Source organism: Micromonospora sp. NPDC050495 (assembly GCF_040655175.1).
Lineage (GTDB): Bacteria > Actinomycetota > Actinomycetes > Mycobacteriales > Micromonosporaceae > Micromonospora.
The window spans coordinates 332,456-355,307 of sequence record NZ_JBFAJK010000002.1 but is presented as its reverse complement, the minus strand read 5'-3'; the positions used below and the strand labels follow the sequence as shown (position 1 = coordinate 355,307).

18 protein-coding genes are annotated in these 22,852 nt (G+C 75.4%); 11 read left to right on the top strand and 7 right to left on the bottom strand.

The genetic code is table 11. The annotated features are described in order from the left end of the window. Positions 1-59: 59 nt before the first annotated feature. The 4 genes from iolD to iolC are packed head-to-tail and all read right to left on the bottom strand — an operon-like array spanning position 60 to position 4,664. Positions 60-1,904 (bottom strand): 3D-(3,5/4)-trihydroxycyclohexane-1,2-dione acylhydrolase (decyclizing), encoded by a 1,845-nt coding sequence (gene iolD, locus AB0I11_RS04755; RefSeq protein WP_357313101.1) that lies wholly within the window; start codon positions 1,902-1,904, stop codon positions 60-62. Then, on the bottom strand, positions 1,904-2,800 hold the full coding sequence (gene iolB, locus AB0I11_RS04750; protein ID WP_357313096.1) for a 5-deoxy-glucuronate isomerase: 897 nt from the start codon (positions 2,798-2,800) through the stop codon (positions 1,904-1,906). The genes iolD and iolB overlap by 1 nt, the downstream gene beginning before the upstream one ends. Beyond that, positions 2,797-3,684 (bottom strand): aldolase, encoded by an 888-nt coding sequence (locus AB0I11_RS04745; protein ID WP_357313083.1) that lies wholly within the window; start codon positions 3,682-3,684, stop codon positions 2,797-2,799. The genes iolB and AB0I11_RS04745 overlap by 4 nt, the downstream gene beginning before the upstream one ends. Beyond that, the gene (gene iolC, locus AB0I11_RS04740; protein ID WP_357313079.1) at positions 3,681-4,664 is read right to left on the bottom strand and encodes a 5-dehydro-2-deoxygluconokinase; all 984 of its coding nucleotides are present in this window, start codon (positions 4,662-4,664) and stop codon (positions 3,681-3,683) included. The genes AB0I11_RS04745 and iolC overlap by 4 nt, the downstream gene beginning before the upstream one ends. 190 nt (positions 4,665-4,854) lie before the next feature. On the opposite strand from iolC, the gene AB0I11_RS04735 reads away from it, so the two are divergent. The 10 genes from AB0I11_RS04735 to AB0I11_RS04690 all read left to right on the top strand — a co-directional run bounded on the left by AB0I11_RS04735 (position 4,855) and on the right by AB0I11_RS04690 (position 18,768). Then, positions 4,855-5,592 carry a GntR family transcriptional regulator gene (locus AB0I11_RS04735; RefSeq protein ID WP_357313076.1) on the top strand — a complete coding sequence of 246 codons (738 nt, stop codon included), beginning with the start codon at positions 4,855-4,857 and terminating at the stop codon, positions 5,590-5,592. Positions 5,593-5,747: 155 nt separating this feature from the next. Then, positions 5,748-7,145 carry an extracellular solute-binding protein gene (locus tag AB0I11_RS04730; RefSeq protein ID WP_357313071.1) on the top strand — a complete coding sequence of 466 codons (1,398 nt, stop codon included), beginning with the start codon at positions 5,748-5,750 and terminating at the stop codon, positions 7,143-7,145. A gap of 4 nt (positions 7,146-7,149) precedes the next feature. Beyond that, complete coding sequence (locus AB0I11_RS04725) at positions 7,150-8,067, top strand: sugar ABC transporter permease (RefSeq protein WP_357313066.1); 918 nt, start codon at positions 7,150-7,152, stop codon at positions 8,065-8,067. Continuing rightward, positions 8,064-8,942 carry a carbohydrate ABC transporter permease gene (locus tag AB0I11_RS04720; RefSeq protein ID WP_357313062.1) on the top strand — a complete coding sequence of 293 codons (879 nt, stop codon included), beginning with the start codon at positions 8,064-8,066 and terminating at the stop codon, positions 8,940-8,942. Before AB0I11_RS04725 ends, AB0I11_RS04720 begins: the two co-directional genes overlap by 4 nt. Continuing rightward, entirely contained in the window at positions 8,942-10,129 is a 1,188-nt protein-coding gene (locus AB0I11_RS04715; RefSeq protein WP_357313057.1) for an ABC transporter ATP-binding protein, read from the top strand. The genes AB0I11_RS04720 and AB0I11_RS04715 overlap by 1 nt, the downstream gene beginning before the upstream one ends. Before the next feature lie 2 nt (positions 10,130-10,131). After that, positions 10,132-11,340 (top strand): CehA/McbA family metallohydrolase, encoded by a 1,209-nt coding sequence (locus AB0I11_RS04710; RefSeq protein ID WP_357313052.1) that lies wholly within the window; start codon positions 10,132-10,134, stop codon positions 11,338-11,340. After that, positions 11,331-12,239, top strand: a complete 909-nt coding sequence (locus AB0I11_RS04705) for a sugar phosphate isomerase/epimerase (RefSeq protein ID WP_357313047.1) — start codon at positions 11,331-11,333, stop codon at positions 12,237-12,239. Before AB0I11_RS04710 ends, AB0I11_RS04705 begins: the two co-directional genes overlap by 10 nt. Then, a complete protein-coding gene (locus AB0I11_RS04700) occupies positions 12,236-13,381 on the top strand; it encodes a Gfo/Idh/MocA family oxidoreductase (RefSeq protein WP_357313042.1) in 1,146 nt (381 codons plus the stop codon). Before AB0I11_RS04705 ends, AB0I11_RS04700 begins: the two co-directional genes overlap by 4 nt. After that, a complete protein-coding gene (locus AB0I11_RS04695; protein ID WP_357313038.1) occupies positions 13,381-16,128 on the top strand; it encodes a hypothetical protein in 2,748 nt (915 codons plus the stop codon). The genes AB0I11_RS04700 and AB0I11_RS04695 overlap by 1 nt, the downstream gene beginning before the upstream one ends. Positions 16,129-16,509: 381 nt before the next feature. After that, on the top strand, positions 16,510-18,768 hold the full coding sequence (locus tag AB0I11_RS04690) for a hypothetical protein (protein ID WP_357313034.1): 2,259 nt from the start codon (positions 16,510-16,512) through the stop codon (positions 18,766-18,768). Between the two features lie 52 nt (positions 18,769-18,820). Here AB0I11_RS04690 and AB0I11_RS04685 read toward each other — a convergent pair whose 3' ends face one another. Next, a complete protein-coding gene (locus tag AB0I11_RS04685) occupies positions 18,821-20,008 on the bottom strand; it encodes a low temperature requirement protein A (RefSeq protein ID WP_357313030.1) in 1,188 nt (395 codons plus the stop codon). A 42-nt stretch (positions 20,009-20,050) separates the two neighbouring features. After that, entirely contained in the window at positions 20,051-20,791 is a 741-nt protein-coding gene (locus AB0I11_RS04680; RefSeq protein WP_357313027.1) for an NAD(P)H-binding protein, read from the bottom strand. Between the two features lie 126 nt (positions 20,792-20,917). On the opposite strand from AB0I11_RS04680, the gene AB0I11_RS04675 reads away from it, so the two are divergent. Further along, the gene (locus tag AB0I11_RS04675) at positions 20,918-21,418 is read left to right on the top strand and encodes an Rrf2 family transcriptional regulator (RefSeq protein WP_357313023.1); all 501 of its coding nucleotides are present in this window, start codon (positions 20,918-20,920) and stop codon (positions 21,416-21,418) included. Positions 21,419-21,428: 10 nt separating this feature from the next. On the opposite strand, the gene AB0I11_RS04670 is transcribed toward AB0I11_RS04675, so the two are convergent. After that, positions 21,429-22,781, bottom strand: a complete 1,353-nt coding sequence (locus AB0I11_RS04670; protein WP_357313021.1) for a pyridoxal-dependent decarboxylase — start codon at positions 22,779-22,781, stop codon at positions 21,429-21,431. Positions 22,782-22,852: the final 71 nt, after the last annotated feature.

Genomic DNA, 22,852 nt, shown 5'->3' with positions numbered 1-22,852 from the left:
CGCCGGCCGGGGCGGTCATCGGTGGCCGGGGCGGTCATCGGTGGCCGGGGGCGGGCCGGTCAGCCGGGGCGCAGGTGGGTGCGCCGGGTCTTGCGCCCCGCCTCGTACCCGGCCCGGGCAGCCCGTCCCTCGGCCGTGGTCGACACCTCGGCCACCGGCACGTCCCACCAGGCGCCGGCATCCGGACCCGCCTCGAACCGGTCGGTCCGTACGTGCACCACCGTGGTCCGGGTGGCCGCCGTCGCCGTCGCCAGCGCCGCCCGCAGCTGCGCCATGGTGGCCACCCGGATCAGGTCGGCGCCGAGGCTGGCCGCGTTGGCGCCGAGGTCGATCGGCAGCGGGGCGCCGGCCGGGTCGGCGTAGGCGGTGCCGAGCCGCTGCGCGCCGACGCTCTCCGAGAGCCGGCCGATCGAGGCGAAGCCGGAGTTGTCGACCAGCACCACGACCAGCTTCACGCCGTCGGCGACCGCGGTGGCCAGCTCGCTGGGCAGCATCAGGTACGACCCGTCGCCGACCAGCACGAACACCTCGCGGTCCGGCGCGGCGAGCTTCACCCCGATCCCGCCGGCGATCTCGTAGCCCATGCAGGAGTAGCCGTACTCGACGTGGTAGCTCTTCGGGTCGGCGCTGCGCCACAGCCGGTGCAGGTCGCCGGGCATCGACCCGGCCGCGCACACCACCACGCCGCGCGGGCCGGCGGCGTCGTTCACCGCGCCGATCACCGCGGTCTGGGTGGGCCGCGCGTCCGGGTCGGCGCGCCGGGCGGCGTCCGCCACGGCCGTCCAGCGCTCCCGCGACCGGGTCACCGACTCCCGGTACGCCGGCTCGGTGGCCCAGCCGGCGCAGGCCGCGTCGAGGGCGGCCAGGCTCTCCCGGGCGTCGCCGACGACCTGCGTGCCGGCGAGCTTCGCCGCGTCGAAGCCGGTGACGTTGAGGTTGACGAAGCGCGTCCCGTCGCCGAAGAGCGTGCCGGAGGCGGTGGTGAAGTCGCTGTAGCGGGTGCCCACCCCGAGCACCACGTCCGCGCCGGCCGCGATCTCGTTGGCCGCGCTGGTGCCGGTGACGCCGAGCGCGCCGAGGGCCAGCGGATGGCCGTACGGCAGCGCGCCGGTGCCCGCCTGGGTCTCCGCCACCGGCACCCCGTGCTCCTCGGCGAAGCGGCGCAGCGCTCCGGTGGCCCCGCTGTAGATCACCCCGCCGCCGGCCACCACCAGCGGCCGGCGGGCCGCCCGCACGATCCCGGCCGCCCGGTCCAGCGCCGCGGCGTCGGCCCGGGGGCGCGGCACGTGCCAGACCCGTTCGGCGAACAGCTCGTCGGGCCAGTCGTACGCCTCGGCCTGCACGTCCTGCGGCAGGGCCAGGGTGACCGCGCCGGTCTCCACCGGGTCGGTGAGCACCCGCATGGCGGCCAGCAGCGCCGCCGGCAACTGCTCGGGCCGGTTGATCCGGTCCCAGTAGCGGGAGACCGGCCGCAGCGCGTCGGTCACGCTGATGTCGTAGGAGCGCGGGTCCTCCAGCTCCTGCAGCACCGGGTTGGCGACCCGGGTGGCGAAGATGTCGCCGGGCAGCAGCAGCACCGGCAGCCGGTTGATGGTGGCGCCCGCGGCGCCGGTGACCAGGTTGGTCGCGCCGGGGCCGATCGAGGTGGTGCAGGCCAGGGTGCTGAGCCGGTCGGTCATCCGGGCGTACGCCGCGGCCGTGTGCACCATGCCCTGCTCGGTGCGGCAGAGGTGGTACGGCAGGTCGGCCCCGGCGCTGGCCAGGGCCTCGCCGAGCCCGGCGACGTTGCCGTGCCCGAAGATGCCGAAGCAGGCCGGGACGAGCCGGCGCCGCCGCCCGTCCCGCTCGGAGAACTGCCGGGCCAGGAACGCCACCACCGCCTGCGCCACCGTCAACCTGGGCATCACGCCTCTTTCGTTCCGGGCCGGACCAGCGGCAGCCGCGGGTCGACCGGCTGGCCGGCCCAGCTGCCCCGGATCCAGCCGTGCCGGGGATCGTCCACACACGCCATGGTTCGGTTCGCGCCGGGCCCGGCCAGCACGTTGAGGTAGTAGAGGTCGTAGCCGGGGGCGGCCATCGACGGCCCGTGGTAGCCGTACGGGACCAGCACCACGTCGCCGGTGCACACCTCGGCCAGCACGTCGATCGGGCGGTCCGCGGTGCCGTACACCCGCTGGTAGCCGACCGGGCCCGCGCCGGGTTCGCCGCCGGCCACCTCGAAGTAGTAGACCTCCTCCAGGGCGGCCTCCACCCGCCCGTCGCCGTACGTCCGGTCCTGCTCGTGCTTGTGCGGCGGGTACGACGACCAGTTGCCGCCGGGGGTGAGCACCTCCACGGCGACCAGCCGGTCGCAGTCGAAGGCCTCCGGCGCGCAGAAGTTGTTGACCTGCCGGCTGGCCGCGCCGGCGCCGCGCAGCTCCACCGGTACGTCCCGGGCCGCGCCGTAGCGGGGCGACAGCCGGCGGGTGGCCTGGGCCGACGGCAGCGCGAACCGCCCGGTGCCGCGGATCGTCACGTCGGCGTCGCGGGGCAGGTAGGCGAAGTCGGTGACCGAGGCGAACACCGAGTCCCGCCCGGTCAGCGCGAGCCGCAGCCCGTCGCAGTGCACGGTGGCGGCGCCGGCCAGCGGCAGGAGCAGCATCTCCTCGTCGCCGGTGGCGAAGCTGACCTCGCCGCCGGCGGGCAGGGTGAGCACCCGCAGCCCGGCGTAGGTCCAGCCGGCCCGTTCGGGGGTGAGTTCCAGCGCCCACGGCGCGCGGACGGCGTCGCCCCAGCGCAGGTGGGCGTCCGCGGTCCTCACGCGTCCTGCCCGGTGGGCAGCAGCGAGCCGGCCAGGTCCACCGCGGCGGCGACGTCGTCGTCGGGCGGGTAGAGCAGCGCCCGGCCGACCACCAGGCCGCGTACGCCGGGCAGCCGCAGCGCCCGCGCCCAGCGCGCGTACACCACCTCCGGCGCCTCCACCGGGTCGCCGCCGAGCAGCAGCACCGGCAGCGTGGTCGCCGCCATCACCCGTTCCATCTCGTCGACGGCCGGCAGCTTCAGCCAGGTGTACGCGCTGGTGGCGCCGAGCGCCTGCCCGACGCTGACGCCCCGGATCACCGCCTCCGGGCGCAGGTCGGCGCTGACCCGGCCGTCCTGGCGGGTCACCCAGAGCGGCTCGACCAGGGCCACGGTGCGGTGCGCGGCCAGGGCGGTGACCGCCTGGGCGCAGGCCTGCAGGGTGGCGGCGGTGGCCGGGTCGTCGGGATCGATCCGGCAGAGCATCTTGCCGCCGTCGTAGCGCATCGCGGCGATGCTGTCGGCGTCGTACGCGGTGAACCGGTCGTCGAGTTCGAAGGTGGCGCCGGAGAGGCCGCCCCGGTTCATCGAGCCGATCGCCAGCCGGTTCTCCAGCGCCCCGAGCAACAGCAGGTCCTCCAGGATGTCCGGGGTGCCGAGCACCCCGTCGACGCCCGGCCGGGACAGCGCCACCCGCAGCCGGTCGAGCAGGTCCACCCGGCCGGCCATGGCCATCGGCCGGTCCCGCACCCCGAGGGCGCCGCGGGCCGGGTGGTCGGCGGCGATGACGAACAGCGGCCGGCCCGGCTCGGGCCAGGGTCGGCGGGTACGGCGGGCGGCGGCTTCGGCGATCGCCTGCGGCCGGTGTGCCCGGGTGCGGGTCAGCGCGTCGTACTCGGTGCTCACCGGTCTTCTCCTGTCAGGACGGCGGTCGACGGCGCCGGTCCCGGCGCGGCGTCCCCGGCCAGCGCGGCGGTCTCGGCGTAGTCGGGCATGGCGGCGGAGCAGGCCAGGCGGGAGGCGACGATCGCGCCGGCGGCGTTGGCGAAGCGCAGCGTCCGCGCCAGCGGCCAGCCGCGCAGCAGCCCGAGGCAGAGCGCCCCGCCGAACGCGTCGCCGGCGCCGAGCCCGTTGACCACGTCCACCGGCACCGGCGGCACCCGGACGCTCTGCTCGGCGGTGCGGGCGAGCACCCCGGCCGGGCCGAGCTTGACCACGGCGAGCCGGGGCCCGCGGTCGAGCAGCAGCTCGGCGGCCCGGTCCGGGTCGCGGGTGCCGACCGCGACCTCCACCTCGTCGAGGTTGCCGACGGCGACGGTGACGTACGGCAGCGCCTCCGCGACGGCGGCGCGCGCGGTGGCCGGGTCGGGCCAGAACATCGGCCGGTAGTCCAGGTCCAGCACGGTGTGCGGGCGGCCGCGGCGGGCGGCGAGCGCGGCGGCGTGCGCGGCCCGGCTGGGCTGCTGGCACAGGCCGGTGCCGGTGAGCCAGAAGACGCCGGCGCCGGTGATCGCGTCGAGGTCCAGCTCGTCGGGGCGGATCTGCAGGTCCGGGGCGGTGGGGGTGCGGTAGAACCAGAGCGGGAAGTGGTCCGGCGGGAAGATCTCGCAGAAGGTCACCGGGGTGGGCAGCCCGTCGACCGGGCGGACCTGGCTGTCGTCCACCCCGAACTCGCGCAGCGCCCGGTGCACGTAGTCGGCGAACGCGTCCGCGCCGGTGCGGGTGATCACCCCGGCCCGCAGCCCCTGCCGGCTGGCCGCGACCGCCACGTTGGTGGCGCTGCCGCCGAGGAACCGGCCGAACGTCTCGACCTCGGCCAGTGGCGTGGCGATCTGCAACGGGTAGATGTCCACCCCGACCCGGCCGATGGTGAGCACATCGAGCATGCGGCGCCCTCCGTCCCGGCCGGCGTCGGCCTGCCCGCCGGCTCGATCCCGTCCCTGATTGGTAACAGTGCCCTGCGAGTTGTGTCAATGTGTTGTCATGACATCCTCCCTCTGCTCAGGGTGATCGCTTCGGTACAGTGGCGCCCATCAACGCGCCCGATCCCCGCACAGCCGAAGCGAGGAGGCACCCGTGACCGGCCCCGAGATCGCGGTCGACCGCAGCAGCCCGATCCCGCTCTACTTCCAGGTCGCCGAGCAGTTCGCCGCGGCGATCCAGCGCGGTGAGCTGGCCCCCGGCGACCGGCTGGACAGCGAACTGCAGCTGGCCGACCGGCTGGGGCTGTCCCGACCCACCGTGCGCCAGGCCATCCAGCACCTGGTCGACAAGGGACTGATCGTACGCCGGCGCGGGGTCGGCACCCAGGTGGTGCGGGGCGAGGTCCGCCGGGCCGTCGAGCTGACCAGCCTCCACGACGACCTGGTCCGGGCCGGCCAGCAACCGTCCACCTCGGTGCTGGAACTGGCCACCGTGGCCTGCCCGCCGGCCGTCGCGGCGGCGCTCGGCCTGCCGCCGGGCGGCGAGGTGCAGCACCTGCGCCGGCTGCGCTTCTCGGACGGGGAGCCGCTCGCGGTGATGGAGAACTGGCTCCCGCTGGACCGGCCGCGGCTCACCATGGAGGCGTTGCAGGCCGACGGCCTCTACGCGATCCTGCGTGCCGGCGGCCGCCGGATCCGGGGCGCCCACCAGCGGATCGGCGCGCGGGCGGCGACCGCCGCGGAGGCGCAGATGCTGGCCGAGCGGCGCGGCGCGCCGCTGCTCACCATGACCCGCACCGCGTACGACGACCAGGGCCGCTACGTCGAGCACGGCGCGCACATCTACCGGGCCAGCCGCTACTCCCTGGAGATCACCGTCGCCGAGCGGTGACCGGTGGATGTTTCGCGCTCATTTCAGTGACAGGTATTTACGTCGTCAGGCTGTCATGACATTGTGGCCGCAAGCACCGCCGGCAGCGGACGTGCGGCCGGCGGGGCGACCTCGCGAGTCTCTTCGGAGTCACTCCTTGCGAAGGGAAACAGCCCATGTCAGCCAAGCCGAGACGTGCCGCGGGCGTGCTCGCCGCGCTCACCGCAGTCGCCCTCACCGGCACCGCCTGCGGCGGGTCCGACGAGCCCGCCGGCAAGGACGCCAAGAACATCACCCTGACCATCGCGGCCAACTCCATCGCGGGCGGAAAGAACTCCGCCGGCGCCGAGTGGATCGAGAAGTGGGTCATCCCCAAGTTCGTCGAGGCGCAGAAGGCCAAGGGCGTCACCGCCAAGGTGACCTTCGTGCCCAGCGGCGTCGACGACGAGCAGTACAAGACCAAGCTGGCCCTGGACCTGCGGTCCAAGGGCGGCGCCGACGTCATCGCCGTGGACGGCATCTGGATCGGCGAGTTCGCCCAGGCCGGCTACCTCAAGCCGCTGGCCGAGGTGGCCGGCGACCAGGTCGACTCCTGGGAGGGCTGGTCGCAGATCCCGGACAGCGTCCAGGGGCTCGGCTCGTTCGAGGACAAGCGCTACGCCATCCCGCTCGGCACCGACGGCCGGGTCCTCTACTACAACAAGAAACTCTTCGCCCAGGCCGGCCTGCCCGCCGACTGGCAGCCGAAGAGCTGGCAGGAGATCCTCGACGCCGGCGCCAAGCTCAAGACGCTGCCCGGGGTGACCCCGATCCAGATCAACGCCGGCACCGCGATGGGCGAGGCCACCGCGATGCAGGGCGCGCTGCCGCTGCTGGCCGGCGCCGGCGGCGAGATCTACAAGGACGGCAAGTGGGCCGGCGCCACCCAGCCGGTCAAGGACGTGCTCGACTTCTACACCAAGGTGTACGGCGGCGGGCTGGGCGACCCGAAGCTGCAACAGGAGGCGAAGGGGCGGGACAAGTCCTTCGCCGAGTTCGCCGCCGGCAAGATCGGCATCCTCGCCGAGGGCGACTACTTCTGGCGCAGCGTCATCAACCCGAAGGACGGCATCGCCAAGATGGCCGACCGGGACACCACCGTCGGGTACGCGATGATCCCGGCGAAGCAGCCCGGCGCCGGGCTCCGCGGGCAGGACTTCGTCAGCATGTCCGGCGGCGGCGTCCGCACGCTCAACCCGAACTCCAAGTTCCCGTCCCAGGCCTGGGAACTGCTGTCGTTCATGCACTCGGCCGAGGCGGTCAAGGCCGAACTGGCCGGCGAGGCGCGGATCACCGCGCGGCAGGACGTCAACAAGGAGGTCCTCGCCGGCGACCCGATGCTCAGCTACATCACCGAGAAGGTGCTGCCGCTGACCGCGTACCGGCCGCCGCTGGCGGTGTACCCGCAGGTGTCGGTCGCGCTCCAGGAGGCCACCGCGGCCGCCGCGTCGGGCAAGAGCGCCGAGGAGGCCGCCACGGCGTACCAGAAGAAGGTCGAAGGGCTCGTCGGTGGTCCAGGTAACGTCACCTCCTGACGAGGTGGTCGAGGGAGCGCGCCCGGTCCCGGGCGCCTCCCCCGCCCCCGACGCCGCCGGGCTCGGCCGGGCCCGGGCCACCGGGTTCCTCGTCCCCGCCATGGTGCTCATCCTGGTCTTCCTGGTGGTGCCGGCGGCCTGGACGATCTACCTGGGCGTGACCAACTACCGGCTGACCGGGCTGGCCGCCGCCCACCCCGAGGTCGTCGGCCTGGACAACTACACCCGGGCCCTCGGCGACGAACGGTTCCGCACCTCGCTGCTGCTGACCCTGCAGTTCGTCCTCGGCTCGGCGGTCATCGGTCAGGCCGGCCTCGGCTTCGCCATCGCGTTCGCGCTGCGCGACCGGCGCGGCCCGCTGCGCCGGCTGGTCGAGGGGTTCGTCCTGCTCTCCTGGATCCTGCCCAGCTCGGTGGTCGCGTTCCTCTGGATCGCCCTGCTCGACCGGGACGCCGGCACGCTCAACGCGCTGCTCGGCATCCCCGGGACGGCCTGGCTGCTCGACCACCCGATGCTGTCGATCATCGTGTTCAACACCTGGCGCGGCACCGCGTTCTCGATGATGCTCTACGCCGCCGCGCTGGAGAACGTCCCCCGCACGCACCTGGAGACCGCGCGGCTGGCCGGCGCCTCGACCTGGCAGCAACTGCGCGACGTGGTCTTCCCGCACATCCGCGGGCACGTGCTGACCAACCTGCTGCTGATCAGCCTCTGGACGTTCAACGACTTCGCGCCGTTCCTGATCACCGCGGGCGGGCCCGAGCAGCGCTCGGAGATCCTGCCCGTCTACGTCTACAAGGTGGCGCTCTCCGGCGGCGAACTCGGCTTCGGCGCCGCCATCTCGTTCGTCATGCTGCTGATCAACCTGGTCATCGCGCTGGTCTACCTGCGCATGCTGGGCCGGCGGAAGGAGGCGGCGTGACCAGCACGGCCACCCCCGCACCCACCACCGAACCGACCGGCGACCGGCCCATTGTCGCGGTCCGCCACCTGCTCGCCCAGGTCGGCCGCTACACCTTCCTCTGCCTCGTGCTGGGCTTCTTCGCGCTGCCGCTGCTGTGGCTGGCCACCGCCCCGTTCGACGACACCCCGACGGTCACCGCCTCGCTGCCCACGTTCACCCTGGACAACTTCCGCGCCCTGCTGGACAACCCGTACGCGCTGAGTTCGCTGCTCAACTCGGTCTACCTGGCCGCCGGCACCGCCGTCCTGGTGGTGACCCTCGCCGCGCTCGCCGCGTACGCGCTGAGCCGGGTCCGGGTGCCCGGCCGCGACGCGCTGCTCTACGGGCTGCTGCTGCTCTCGTCGATCGTCACCGGCACGGCCACCATGGTGCCGCTGTTCGAGCTGGCCTTCCGGCTCAACCTGATCGACTCGCGGCTCGGCGTCATCCTGATCCTCAGTGGCGGGCTGCTGCCGGCGGCCATCTTCATCCTCAAGGACTTCATGGACTCCACCCCGACGTCCTACGAGGAGTCGGCCCGGGTCTTCGGTGCCAGCCCGTTGCAGATCATGCGGCACATCGTGGTGCCGCTGGTCCGTCCCGGCCTGGCCACCGTCGGGGTGTGGGCGGTGGCCAACGTGTGGGGCAACTTCCTGGTGCCGTTCCTGCTGCTGCGCGGGCCGGACAAGGCCCCCGCCGCGGTGATCATGTACACCCTCTACACCGAGGGCGGGCAGGCCGACCTGCGGCTGCTCTCCACCTTCTCGCTGCTCTACTCGCTGCCGGTGGCGCTCATGTTCGTCTTCGTCAGCAGCCGGTACGGGTTCCGCTTCCACGGAGGGATCAAGCGCTGATGTCCGCCATCACCATGCGCGAGCTGACCAAGGTCTACCCCGGCGGGGTACGCGCCCTGGACGCCCTCGACCTGGAGATCGCCGACGGCGAGTTCTTCGCCCTGCTCGGCCCGTCCGGTTGCGGCAAGACCACCCTGCTGCGCACCATCGCCGGCCTCGAGGTCGCCTCCGGCGGCAGCGTGCGGATCGGCGAGCGGGACGTCACCAACCTGCCGCCCGGCCGGCGCGACGTGGCCATGGTCTTCCAGGACTACGCCCTGTTCCCGCACATGACGGTGCGGGACAACATCGCCTACCCGCTGCGGATCAAGAAGGTCGACCGGCGCAGCCGTGCCGGCAAGGCCGCCGAGACCGCCGACGAGCTGGGCCTGGCCGGCCTGCTGGAGCGCCGCCCCGGGCAGCTCTCCGGCGGCCAGCAGCAGCGCGTCGCCCTGGCCCGGGCGATGGCCTGCCACCCGCAGGTGTTCCTGCTCGACGAGCCGCTGTCCAACCTGGACGCCCGGCTGCGGCTGGAGGCCCGTACCTTCCTCAAGCGCCTGCAACGGGAACTCGGCGTCACCACCGTCTTCGTCACCCACGACCAGGCCGAGGCGCTCGCCCTGGCCGACCGGATCGCGGTGATGGAGGGCGGCCGGATCCGGCAGGTCGGCACCCCCACCGAGGTGTTCCGCCGCCCCGCCAACACCTTCGTCGCCGGCTTCATCGGCTCCACCCCGATGAACCTGGTCGCCGCTCGGGTGCACGGCGACGAACTGGCCGTGGCCCGGGCCCGGCTACCGCTGCCCGAGGACGCCCGGGACCGGGTCACCGACGGCGAGCGGCTGGTCTACGGGGTGCGCCCGGAATACCTCGACTACTCCGCGAGCCCGGTCGACGGCGCGCTGACCGGCGAGGTCGTGGTGGTGGAGAACCTGGGCAGCGTCTCCCTGGTCTCGCTGGACGTACCCGCCGACGACCCGGACGCCGCCGACGAGCCCGGTGTGGGCCCGGCGGCCGGCGACGCGGGCGCGGGTCGGACCAGCGTGCAGGTGGTCGTGCCGGAGGGGAGCGAACCCGAGCCGGGCGACACCGGCTGGGTGGTGCCCCGCCCCGGCCGGTCGCTGCTCTACCGCGACGGCAACCTGGTCACCGCCGCCCCGCCCGCCGGCGTGCCGGCGCCCCGCGCGGGCGTCGCCGCCCGGAGCTGACCGTGGTCGTGCACCGGGGCAGGTGGACCCTGCAGGACCGCGCCGACGACGTGCTCCGGGCTCTGCCGGTCACCGTCGCACCCGGCACCGCCGCGCTCACCGTCCGGCTGGACTACCCGCGCCAGGCCGGGGTGCTCGACCTCGGCTGCGTCGGTCCGGCCGGCTTCCGCGGCTGGTCGGGGGGCGCCCGCGACGGCTACACCGTGGCCGCCGACTGGGCCACCCCCGGCTACCTGCCGGGCGAGCTGGAACCCGGCGAATGGCAGGTGCTGCTGCGGTTGCACCGCATCCCGCCCGACGGGCTGGACTACGAGGTCACCGCCACCACCAGCGGCACGCCGCCGCCCGCGCCACCCGCACCGGCGGCGCCACCCCGCCCGGACCGGCCCCCCCGCCGCGACCTGCCCACCGTCGACGGCCGGCGCTGGCTCGCCGGCGACCTGCACGCGCACACCGTGCACAGCGACGGCAGCTCGACCATCGACGAGCTGGCCGCGCTCGCCGCCGGCCGGGGCCTGGACTTCCTCGCCGTCACCGACCACAACACCGTCAGCCACCACCCGTGGCTGCCGGCCGCCGGCGCCCGCTACGGCATCACCCTGCTGCCCGGCCAGGAGGTCACCACCGACCGGGGGCACGCCAACGTGTTCGGCCCGGTCGGCTGGGTCGACTTCCGGCGGCCGCCCGACGAGTGGCTCGCCACCGCCCGGCGCGACGGCGGGCTGATGTCGGTCAACCACCCGCTCGGCGGCGACTGCGCCTGGCGCCAGCCGCTGGCCGAGCGCACCCCGCTGGTCGAGGTGTGGCACTCCGGCTGGTGGGACCGCACCTGGGGCGCCCCGCTGGCCTGGGCGCGGGCCTGGCGGCCGGACGTGGTGGCGATCGGCGGCAGCGACTTCCACCGCCCCGGCGACGACGCGCCGCCCGGCTCCCCCACCACCTGGGTGCTCGCCGACGGCGACACCCCGCCCGGCGAGGCCGTGCTGGACGCGCTGCGCGGCGGCCGTACCGCCGTCTCCGCCGCCCCCGACGGGCCGCTGCTGCTGCGCCTCGGCGACGAGCTGCTGGTGCTCGACGCCGACGGCGCGCTGCTGGCCTACCCGGACGGGCGGCACCGGCTGGTCCGCGGCGACCGGTGCCTGCTACCGGCCGGCGACGGGCTGCACGTCCTGGAGTCCCACCGCATGGAGGTGATCGCACTGTGCAGCTGACCGGACGCACCCGGGTGGCCGGCGCCCCCGTCAACTACGGCATCTACCGGACCGCCGACGCACCCGTCGGCCCCGACGACCTGCTCGCGGACCTGGCCCGCGACGGCTACACCGGGGTGGATTCCGGCCCGATCGGCTACCTCGGCGCCGGCGAGGCGCTCGCGCGGCGGCTGGCCACGGCCGGCATCGGGCTGGCCGGCGGCTGGGTCGACCTGCGCTTCGCCGACCCGGCCGGCTTCGCCGCGGACCTGGCCCAGCTCGACGCCGCGCTCGACGTGTTCACCGCCGTGCCGGCCGGCGACGCCCGGTTCGCGCCGCGGCCGACGCTGGCCTGCCCCGGCAACCCGGCCCGGATGGCCCGGCCGGGCACCCCGACCGATCTGGCCTCGGCGCTGCCCGCCGCGGCCTGGCCGGACTTCGCGGCGCGGGTGCAGCAGGCCGCCGACCGGTGCCGCGACCGGGGCCTGGAACCGGTGTTCCACTACCACCTCGGCACCGACGTGGAGACCGAGGCGGAGGCCGACCGGCTGCTCGAGCTGACCGACATCGCCATCTGCCTGGACACCGGGCACCTGACGCTGGCCGGCGGCGACCCGGTGGCCGCGCTGCACCGCTGGGCCGGGCGGATCGGGCAGGTGCACCTGAAGGACGCCGACCTCGCCGTCCACGCCCGGGTCCGGGACGCCGGCGACGGGCTCATGGACATGGTCGCCGCCGGCGGTTTCTGCGCCCTGGGCCGCGGCGACGTGGACCTCGCCGGGGTGCTCGCCGGCCTCGACGAGATCGGCTACACCGGCTGGCTGGTGATCGAGCAGGACGCCCCCGAGGGCGGGGCGCTCGACCGGATCCGGGCCGACCAGCACGCCAACCTCTGCTGGCTCGAGGAGGCGCTGCGATGACCGAGCCGGGCAAGCGGATCCGGATCGCGGTGGCCGGGCTGGGCATCATCGCCCGCACCGTGCACCTGCCGCTGCTGCAACGCCGCGGCGACCTGTTCGAGATCGTCGCACTGGCCGACCTGTCCCCGACCCGGGTGACCGAGCTGGGCGACCGGTACGGCGTCGAACCCGCCCGCCGGCACACCGACGCGGCCCGGATGGTGACCGACGGCGGCTGCGACGCCGTGCTGCTGGCCACCTCCGGCTCGCACGGTGAACTGGCCGCGTTGGCGCTGCGCGCCGGCCTGCCGGTGCTCTGCGAGAAGCCGCTGGCGTACACCGTCGCCGAGACCGCCCGCCTGGCCGAGCTGGGCTCCGGCGCCCCGGCGCTGATGGTCGGCTACATGAAGCAGTACGACCCGGCGGTGGCCGAGGCCGGGCGGCTGCTGGCCGAGCTCGGCGGCGCGGGGCGGGTGCACGCCGTGGAGGTGACCGTGCTGCACGCCGGCGGCGACCGGCAGCTGCGCTTCGCCAACCTGCCGCCGGCCCCCGGCGACCTGCCGGTCGACGAGGTGGCCCGGCTGACCGCCGCCGACCACGCGCTGCTCGACGCCGCCGTCGGCGCCGACCCGGGCGCCCGCGCCCTCTACCAGATCCTGATCAACAGCATCTCGCACGACCTGTCGCTGTTGCGGCTCTTCACCGGGGCACCGGCCACCGTGGAGCAGGTCGCCACCTGGCCGCTCGCCCCGCACGGGCCGGCCGAGCCGTCGGTGGAGATCAGCGGACGGCTGCCGGGCGGCGCGCGCTACGGCATCCGGTGGCTCAACCTGCCGGACTACCCCGCGTACCGGGAGACGGTCACCCTGCACCACGCCCGCGGCTCGCTGGAGCTGGTGTTCCCCTCGCCCTACCTGCTCAACGCGCCCACCACGCTGACCGTGGTGGACGAGCACGGCGGCGGCGAGCGGCGGGCCGCGTACCGGTCGGTGACCGAGGCGTTTGAGCAGGAACTGGTCGCGTTCCACGCGATGGTCACCGCGGGGGCCGCCCCGCTGACCGGCATCGCCGAGGGCACGACCGACATCCGGACCAGCCAGCAGGTGGTACGCCGCTACGGGGAGCTGACCGGGGCGGCGATCGGCGGAGAGGCGGCGAGCTGATGACACGACCGACCGAGATCATCGTGGTCCCGCATACGCACTGGGACCGCGAGTGGTACGAGCCGTTCCAGCGGTTCCGGCTGCGCCTGGTGGCGCTGCTGGACGACGTGTTCGACCGGATGGAGCACGACCCGCGGCAGCGGTTCACCCTGGACGGGCAGCTCGCCGCGGTGGACGACTACCTGGAGGTCCGCCCGGAGCGGCGGGAGCAGGTGATCGACCTGGTCCGCGCCGGCCGGCTGTCGGTCGGCCCCTGGCAGATCCTGCTGGACGAGTTCCTCTGCTCCGGCGAGAACATCGTCCGCAACCTGGAACGCGGGCTGGCCCGCAGCGCCGACCTGGGCGGCGCCATGCCGGTCGGCTACCTGCCGGACATGTTCGGCCACATCGCCCAGATGCCGCAGATCCTGGCCGGTGCCGGGTTGGCCCACGCCTGCGTGTTCCGGGGCGTGCCGGAGCGGATGCACAGCCACGCCTTCGCCTGGCAGGCGCCCGACGGCACCACGCTGCGCACCCAGTACCTGCCCGGCGGCTACGGCAACGCCGCCGGGCTGATGGAGGATCCCGCGCAGGTCACCCGCCGGGCCGCCGACCTCGCCGACCGGCTCGCCGGCTGGCGGCCGGCCGGCGACGACACCCCGGTCCTGGCCATGTACGGCACCGACCACGCCGCCCCGGCGCCGGACGCCCCCGACCTGCTGGCCACCGCCGACCTCGCCGGCACCCGGCTGCGGCTGGGCACCCTCGCCGAGTACTTCGCCACCCAGCCGACCACCGTCGACGGCCTGCCGGTCGTCCGCGGCGAGCTGCGCTCGCACGCCCGGGCCAACATCCTGCCCGGCGTGATCTCCGTGCGCGCGCACCTCAAGCGGGCGATGAACCGCGCCGAGCGGCGCGTCGAGCGGTACGCCGAACCGCTCGCCGCGCTCACCCACGACGGGTCCGTGCAGCGGTTCCTCGACATGGCCTGGACCCGGCTGATCGACGCCAGCTGCCACGACTCGGTGACCGGCTGCGGCTGCGACGAGACCGCCGAGCAGGTCGCCGCCCGCCTCGCCGAGGCCGACCAGCTCGGCCGGGCGGTCTGCGACCTGGTCGGCGCCCGGCTGGCCGCCGCCGTGCCCCGCGACGGCTACCTGCTGTTCAACCCCACCCCGGCGGCGCGGACCGCCCTGGTGCGCCTGGACGTGGCGGTGCCGGCCGACGGCGGCGTGGCGCTCACCGACGCCACCGGGCGCGCCGTCGCCGCGCAGATCCTCGACCGGGCCCGCACGCTGCTCGCCGACGACGTGGTGCCGGCGGCGGACCTGCCGGCCGTGCTCACCCGGGTGCACGGCCGGGAGCTCTACGGCCAGGAGGTCACCGCCTGGTCCGTCTCGCCCGACGACGCCACGCTCACCTTCCAGGTGGCCCGGCACGGCGACCCGGCCTTCGACGTCGAGGACGTCCGGCTGGCGCTCGCCGCCGCCGGACAGCCCGACCGGTGGCGGGTACGGATCCTCGCCGCGCCCCGGGCCACCGTCGCCGCCCTGGTCGAGGTGCCCGCGCTGGGGCGCGCCGCGGTCCGGCCGGCGCCGCTGCCGGCGACCGCGGCACCCGCCGCCGCCCCGGTCACGGTGGCCGGCCGCGGACTCGACAACGGCCTGCTCCGGGTCGACGTCGCCGAGGACGGGACGCTCACCCTCGCCACCCCGGACGGGGTCACCGTGGACGGGGTCGCCCGGATCGTGGACGGCGGCGACGTGGGTGACAGCTACAACTACGCCCCGCCGGCGGCCGACGAACTGGTCGACAAGCCGCGGGCGGTACGCACCGTGGTGCGCCACGACGGGCCGCTGGTGGCCGTCCTGGACGTGCTGCGGGAGTACCGCTGGCCGGTGGCCGCCGACGTGGACGCCGGCTCCCGGGCCGTGGACCGGGAGCCGATCACCGTGACCACCCGGGTCGAGCTGCGCTGCGGTGAGCCGTTCGTCCGGCTGCGCGTCGAGTTCGACAACCGCTGCGACGACCACCGGGTCCGGCTGCACCTGCCGCTGCCGTCCCCGGCCGACACCTCGTACGCCGAGGGCCAGTTCGCCGTCGTGGCGCGCGGCCTGACCGCGGAGGGTGGTGGCGGTGAGGTGCCGCTGCCCACCTTCCCGGCCAACGGCTTCGTGGCCGCCGGTGGGGCGGACGGCGCGCTCGCGGTGCTGCTGACCCAGCCCACCGAGTACGAGCTGACCGACTCGGGCCGCGAGCTGGCGGTCACCGTGCTGCGGTCCATCGGGATGCTGTCGCGCAACCGGCACGCGCTGCGCGACGAGCCCGCCGGCCCGCAACTGCCGACGCCCGAGGCGCAGTGCCGGGGCGCCCGCACCGTCGACCTGGCGGTGCTGCCCTACCGGGGCGGCTGGCACGAGGCCGGCGTGGTGGCGGCCGCCGAGGCGTACCGGCACGAGCTGCTGGCCTTTCCCGGCACCGCCGACCCGGACGCCCCGCTGCCCGGGCCGGCGGTCGGGCTCGGCGTCGAGGGCGCCGGCGTGGCGATGACCAGCGTGCGCGACCGGGCCGGCCGCACCGAGGTGCGGCTGGTGGCGCAGACCCCGGTGGACACCGTCGCGGTGCTGGGCGGCGTGCCGCTGCGCGGCGCGTGCCGGGCCGACCTGCTCGGCCGGGCCGGCGAACCGCTGCCGGTCGACGGCGACGGGCGGGTCCGGCTGCCGCTGCGGGCCTGGGAGATCGCCACGGTCCAGCTCGACCTCGCCTGATCGGCCCGCCCCGGGGCCCGCGGGCCCCGGGGCGGGCCGCTGCCGCTCAAGGCCGGACGCCGTCCGGTCAGGCGCCCCCGTCCGCCCGCGGACGGCGCTTCGAACGGTGCCCCGGTCACCTGCTCGTCGGGCCGCGGCCACGGGCGACCGCCGGCCGGTCCGCCGCGCGTCGCGGCGTCGCCCGGCCGGTGCGGTCGCGACCCGGCAAAGCCGGGGCACCGCCCCGGCAGCCCTCCTAGCCTGGAACGAGGACGCGGGCCGCTACCGTCCTGCCCGACGCCGACCCGGTCGGGCAGCCGCCGGTGGACCGGCCCGAGTGACGGGGCCGTCCGCGCGCCGGGTGCACCCGGCGTGGACCCCCGAAGACGACCCGGGGGGCCGATGTCGGAGGCAGTAGCACGGTCGACCGGGCCGGAAAGCTCCGACGACGTGGTCGAGCTGCGGATCCACGGTGCCGCCAGCGGGGGCGCCGGACCGGGGTTGGACCTGCCGTCGGTCGAGCAGGTCGCCGGCGACGCCAGCGGGGGCTTCTACCGGGCGCGCCGCGACGGGGGCAGCCCCGGCGGCGACCGGGTGACGCTGGAGGCGTACCGCTGGGCCGACCTGCCCTCGGGGACCGTGGCCGGGACCCTGGCGATGGTGTTCCTGCTGCCGTTCATGCTGATCAACGTGGCGATCTGGATGCGCCCGGCGAACCCTGGCTCGGACCTGATCGTCCGGTCCCTGTGCCGGTTGCTGGCGCTCACCCTCACCGTGCTCTACGTGCTCGCCGTCGCCGGGGTCGCCCTGGACCTGATCGCCTGGAAGTGCCTGGGCTCGCCGCCCTGCCTGACCGGCCGGAGCTGGTTGTCCTGGCTGGGCGGGCGGCCGGCCGGGGTGCGCCTGGTGGTGCTGGCGCTGGTGCCGGCCGCCGCCATCGGGCTGATCTGGCGGGGCAGCACCCGCCCGGGGCGGGTGTACGAGGCCTTCCGCGCGCCCGAGGAGGACGTCTCCGGGCACCGGCTCGGCGGCGTCGGCCGGTGGGACGCCGAACCGCTGGTGCGCCGGCTGCGTTCCCTGCACGTCGCGGCCGCGTTCGCGACCCTGGACGTCGCCCTGCTCGCCACCCGGCTCGCCGCCACCGACTCGGCCGGCACGCTCGTGCTGGCGGTTCTCGCCGGGGCGGTCCTGACCGCCTGCGCGGTCCTGCTCTGCACGCCGGCGCTGATCGACCGGTCCCCCGCCGATCGGCGCCTCGACCGGGTGGCGAGCGTGCTGCGCACCATCGCGCTGGTGCTGACCCCCGCGGCGGCGGCCGATGTCCTGGCCGCCCCGCAGCGCTGGCCCGAGGAGGCCGGCCTGCCCGGCTACGACGCCCTGCTCACCGGGTTGTTCGTCAGCCAGACGGCGCTGCTGGCCGCCCTGGCGGCGGTGCTGCTGGCCCGTCGGGACCGCCGGCCGGCCGGCACGCCGCTGTTCGGGTTGGGTGCGCTGGTGATCGCGGCCGCGGCGATCAGCCTGGCGGCGGCGTTCTCCGCGGAGCTGGTCTACCGGGTGGCGGACTTCCTGGACCGGGACACGCAGACCGCGGCAGGACTGGCCGCCGGCCCGTCCCGGGCGTACGCCTGGGCGATCTTCGGCTTCTTCCGGACGGTACTGATCACCCTGGTGGTCGCGGGACTGGTGACCCTGATCTCCCGCCCCCGCCGGCGGCGCGCGGCGGCGGCGATCGTGGCTCGCGACCATCCGGACCGGGCAGCGGCCGGGCCGCGCCTGCGGCAGGTGCGGGAGGCCGTCGCCCACGCCCGGTTCACCGAGCTGCTGATCCCGTTGACCGTGGTCTACGCCGGCCTGGCCGCCGTCGGCACGGCCACCACCACCGTCGGCCTGCTGCGGGTGGGTCCCGGTGACGTCGTCGAGCGGTTCGCGGGGTTGCCCGCCGACCTGGTCAGCTTCGCCATCGCGGCCGGCAGCTGGCTGATCGCGCTGGTCGTTCTCGGCCTGCTGCTCGGCGGGATCTTCGCCCACCGCACGGCCGGGTTCCGCCGCCACGTCGGCGTGCTCTGGGACCTGGGCACGTTCTGGCCCCGGGCCGCGCACCCGTTCGCGCCGCCCTGTTACGCCGAACGGGCCGTGCCGGAGCTGACCCGGCGGATCACCTACCTGGTCGCGCGCGGTCAGGCGGTCCTGCTCACCGGGCACAGCCACGGGTCGGTCCTGGCCGCCGCGACGGTGCTCCAGCTGCCGCCCCGGGTCTGCAGCCGGGTCGCCCTGCTCACCCACGCCTCACCGCTGCGCCGGCTCTACGCCCGGCTCTTCCCCGCCTACCTCGACGACGAGGTGCTGCACGAGGTCGGGGCCCGGCTCGGCTGGCGGTGGGTGAACCTGTGGCGCGACACCGACCCGGTCGGCAGTTGGATCTTCTCCGCCCACCGGCCGGTCCCGCCCGCCACGGCCGGCGACCCGGCGGCAGCCGTGGACCGCCGGCTGCGCGACCCCACCGACGTGGTGGCCCCGCCGGGCGACAGCGTCCCACCGCCGATCCAGGGACACCGGCCCTGCGAGTCGGACCCGCGGTTCATCGCGGCGGCGCACGAGCTGGTGGAACGCCTCCGCGCCGGGGCGGACCGCGGGCCGGACCGGGACGGTCCGGGGCGGTGACGTCGCCGGCCCGGCCGGCTCGCGGTCCGGCGACCGGCCGCGGCTCGCCCGGTCAACCGGCGGCGCCCGGTGGCGACGGCGCCTCGACCGGGTGCGCGCGGGCCCGGGCCGTGTCGGCGAGGGCGACGCCGGCCAGCACGGCGGCGGCCGCGACGCCCACGAGCAGCGGCGGCAGCCGGACCAGCGCGGGGATCAGGGCGATCGCCACGGCCAGCCCGATCATCCGGCCCCGGGACACCTGGGAAAAGACCGTGTACTCGAAAGCCGCCCGGCCGGCGAGGAACAGCACGGGGCCGCCGAGCAGCACGACGGCCCAGGCCGGCCGGCCGGCTTCCAGCGGATGGGCGATGGTCACCTCGGCCCCGACGGCGGTGCACACGGCGCCGGCCACCATGGCCAGGTGGGTGTACGACACGGACCGGGCGAGGCGGGCCCGGTCGGGCGCCGTCGCGATGGCCGCCGACAGCAACTCCCCCGCGCGGTAGATGTAGATCCGCCACAGCAGCACGGTGGTGCCGATCGCCACGATGAAGGCTGGGGTGCCGTAGGCGGTGAAACCGGTGCCGCGCAGGGTCAGCCCGGTGACCAGGATCAACTCGCCGAGCGCGATGATGAAGAACTGCCGGTACCGCTCGGCCAGGTGCTCGGCGACGCTCGGCAGCTGCGCCGTGGGGGTGCGGCCGACCCGCGGCGTGGGATGGCGGAACAGGTACGCCGCGTAGTCCAGGGCCACCGCCAGGCTCCACAGGATCGCGCGCCCCGCCCCGTGGGTGAGCGCCCCCGCGAGCCAGGGCAGCGCGGAGACGCCGAACCAGAACAGTCCACGCACGGTGGTCCGCCGCAGCTCGTGCCCGCGCAGCGCGATCACCAGGAAGAAATCGCGGCCGACGTGGATGAGGACGTACGCCCCCGCGAAGATCAGACCCCACGCGCCGAACGCGCCCGGCAGCGCGACCGCCATCACCAGGGCGCCCACCATGATCGCGATGGCCAGGATCTGGATCGCCGGCCGCTGCGGGTCGAACAGCTCGGTGATCCAGGCGGTGGTGAACCAGACCCACCAGACGGCCAGCAGCAGCACCAGCGCCCGGCCGGCGCCGCGCCAGGACAGGTCCTCGAGCAGCGCGTACGAGAGCTGGGCGAGCGCGAAGACGAAGGCCAGGTCGAAGAAGAGCTCCAGGTAGGTGGCCCGTTGATCACCGGGCGCGCGGAGCCACCCGTTCGCCCTGCCGGTCGTCACGCGCTCGCCTGTTCTGCCGGGTCGCCGCCGGGCGCAGGCCGGTCAGCGGGCCGACTGGAGCCAGTCCCGGTAGTGGGTGGGCGCGCGGCGCGCGTCCGGGCCGCCGATGAGCACGTCACCGTCGACGACCGCGAACATGCCGGCCTGGTCGTCGGTGACCACGGTCCGGTCGTCCTGCTGGACGGCGAGGGTGAGCCGCCCGAGCTCGTCGAGGGCGAAGACGTCCGGGCCGGCGACGTTGCGGATGCCGTTCAGCGGCGCCCCGGTCGCCACCTCGACGACCGCGTCCACCACGTCGGCGGCGGCCATCGGCTGCACCGGGGTGGCGGGCAGGCGGACGCTCTTGTCGTCCGAGGTCCAGGCCAGGACCGCGTTGACGAACTCGAAGAACTGGGTGGCGCGCACGATGGAGTACGGCGTGGGCCCCTGGCGGAGCAGTTCCTCCTGCAGCGTCTTGGCCCGGTAGTAGTCGAGCTGCGGGACCTGGTCCACGCCGACGATCGAGAGGACCACCTGGTGCCGGACGCCGGCCCGCTCCCCGGCGGACAGCAGGTTGTTCATCGAGGTACGGAAGAAGTCCAGTGAAGCCTCGTCGAAGGTCGGCGAGTTCGCCACGTTGACGACCACGTCGGCGCCCGCCAGCGCCTGTCCCAGGCCCTCACCCGACAGCAGGTCGACGCCGGTCGACGGGGATGCCGCGACGGCCTCGTGCCCGGCCTCGGTCAGCTTCCGCACCACCTGCGAGCCGATCAGTCCGGTGCCACCGATGACTGTGAGCTTCATGGCTCTCACCCTTCCACGGCGTGCCGCCCGGCACGCCCGGTTCGCCGAGGCACCCGGCCCCGAACTCGGATAGTTCTTGTCCGAGACAATAATCGGATAACCTTTGTCCGAGTCAAGGGGGGTCGGATGAAGCTGTCGGGTGGGGTGGAGTGGGCGCTGCACTGCTGCGTGGTGCTGACCACGGCGACGGAGCCGGTGCCGGCCGCCCGGCTCGCCGAGCTGCATGACGTCTCCGGCAGCTACCTGGCCAAGCAGTTGCAGGCGCTCTCCCGCGCCGGCCTGGTGACCTCCGTGCAGGGCAAGGCGGGCGGCTACGTGCTGACCCGGGCGCCCGAACTCATCACCGTCCTCGACGTGGTCGCCGCCGTCGACGGCGCCGCGCCCGCGTTCGTGTGCACCGAGATCCGCCAGCGCGGCCCGCTGGCCGCGCCGGCGGACGCCTGCACCCGGCCGTGCCCCGTCGCCCGCGCGATGGCCGGCGCCGACGCCGCCTGGCGCGCCGCGCTGCGCGCGGTGTCGATCGCGGACCTGGCCCGCGGCGTGGACGAGGACTACGGCCCCACCGCGCTCGGCGGCATCCGCAGCTGGCTGGGCGGGCCGGACGGGGACGCGCCCGCGCGGGAGTGAGCGGGCCCGGTCAGGCGGCGGCGCGGACGATCGCGGCGATCGACCGGTCGACGTCCGCCTCGGTGGTGGTGGCGTTCGACACCGAGATCCGCATCAGCCGCCGCCCGCGCCAGGTGGTGCCACCCGCCCAGCAGGTCCCCTCCGCCTGCACCGCCGCCACCACCCGGTCGGTGCGCGCGTCGTCGCCGAAGCCGACCAGCACCTGATTGAGCACGACCTCGTTGGCCACCGCGAAGCCGGCCGCGGTCAACCCCTCGGCGAACCGGCGGGCCAGCGCGCAGCAGCGGTCGACGAGCGCCGCGACCCCGTCCCGGCCCAACTCCCGCAGGCCGGCCCAGACCGCGAACCCGCGCGCCCGCCGCGAGGACTCGGCGGTGAGATCCGCGCCCGCCGCCGCACCACCGGACCCGACCAGGTACGCCGCGGCGTAGGACATCGCCGCCGCGTGCACGTCCGGCCGGCGGCAGAACGCGAAGGCCGAGTCGTACGGCAGGTTCAGCCACTTGTGCCCGTCGCAGGCCCACGAGTCGGCCAGTTCCAGCCCGTCCACCAGGTGGCGGCGGGCCGGGCTCGCCGCGGCCCACAGGCCGAAGGCCCCGTCCACGTGCACCCACCCGCCGTGCCGCCGGACCAGCTCGCCCGCCTCCCGCAACTCGTCGCAGGCGCCGGTGTTCACGTTGCCGGCCTGCAGGCACACGATGGTGGGGCCCGGCCGGCCGGCGCGCAGCACGGCCCGCAACGCCCCGACGTCGACCGCCCCGTTCGGGCCGGTGGGCACCGGCTCCACGACGTCGCTGCCGAGGCCCAGCAGGCGCAGCGACCGGTCGATGGTGCCGTGCCGCTCGTCCCCGGCGAGCACCCGGATCGGCGGCGCCCCGGGCAGCCCGCGCCGCTCCACGTCCCAGCCGGCCTCGGCCAGCACCTGGTGCCGGGCGGCGGCGAGCCCGACGGTGTTCGCCGCCTGGGCGCCGGTGACGAACCCCACCGACGCCGCCGCCGGGATCCCCAGCAGCTCCTTGAGCCAGCCGCCGGCGGCCGCCTCCGCGGCGATCGCGGCCGGCGAGGTGACCGCGTTGAACGCGAGCTGGTCCCAGCCGGCGGCGGTCGCCGCCGGTGACGCGCCGCCGACCACGAACCCGAAGTAGCGGGGACCGGCGCTCGCGACCAGCCCGGGCCCGGCCGCGGCGACCAGGTCGGCCAGGACCCGCTCGGGCGGGCAGCCGGCGACGGGCAGCGGGCCCCCGAACGCGTCGGCCAACGCGGCCCGGTCGACCGGCACGCCGACCGGCCGCTCCGGCAACGACCCGCGGTACGCCGCCGCGTGGTCGGCGGCCAGCCGGAACAGGCGAGCCAACTCCTCCACCGCCGCACCATACCTCCGGACCCGCCCCCTTCCGGCCCCGCCGCCGGCCGGCGAGCGGTGTCCCCGGTGGA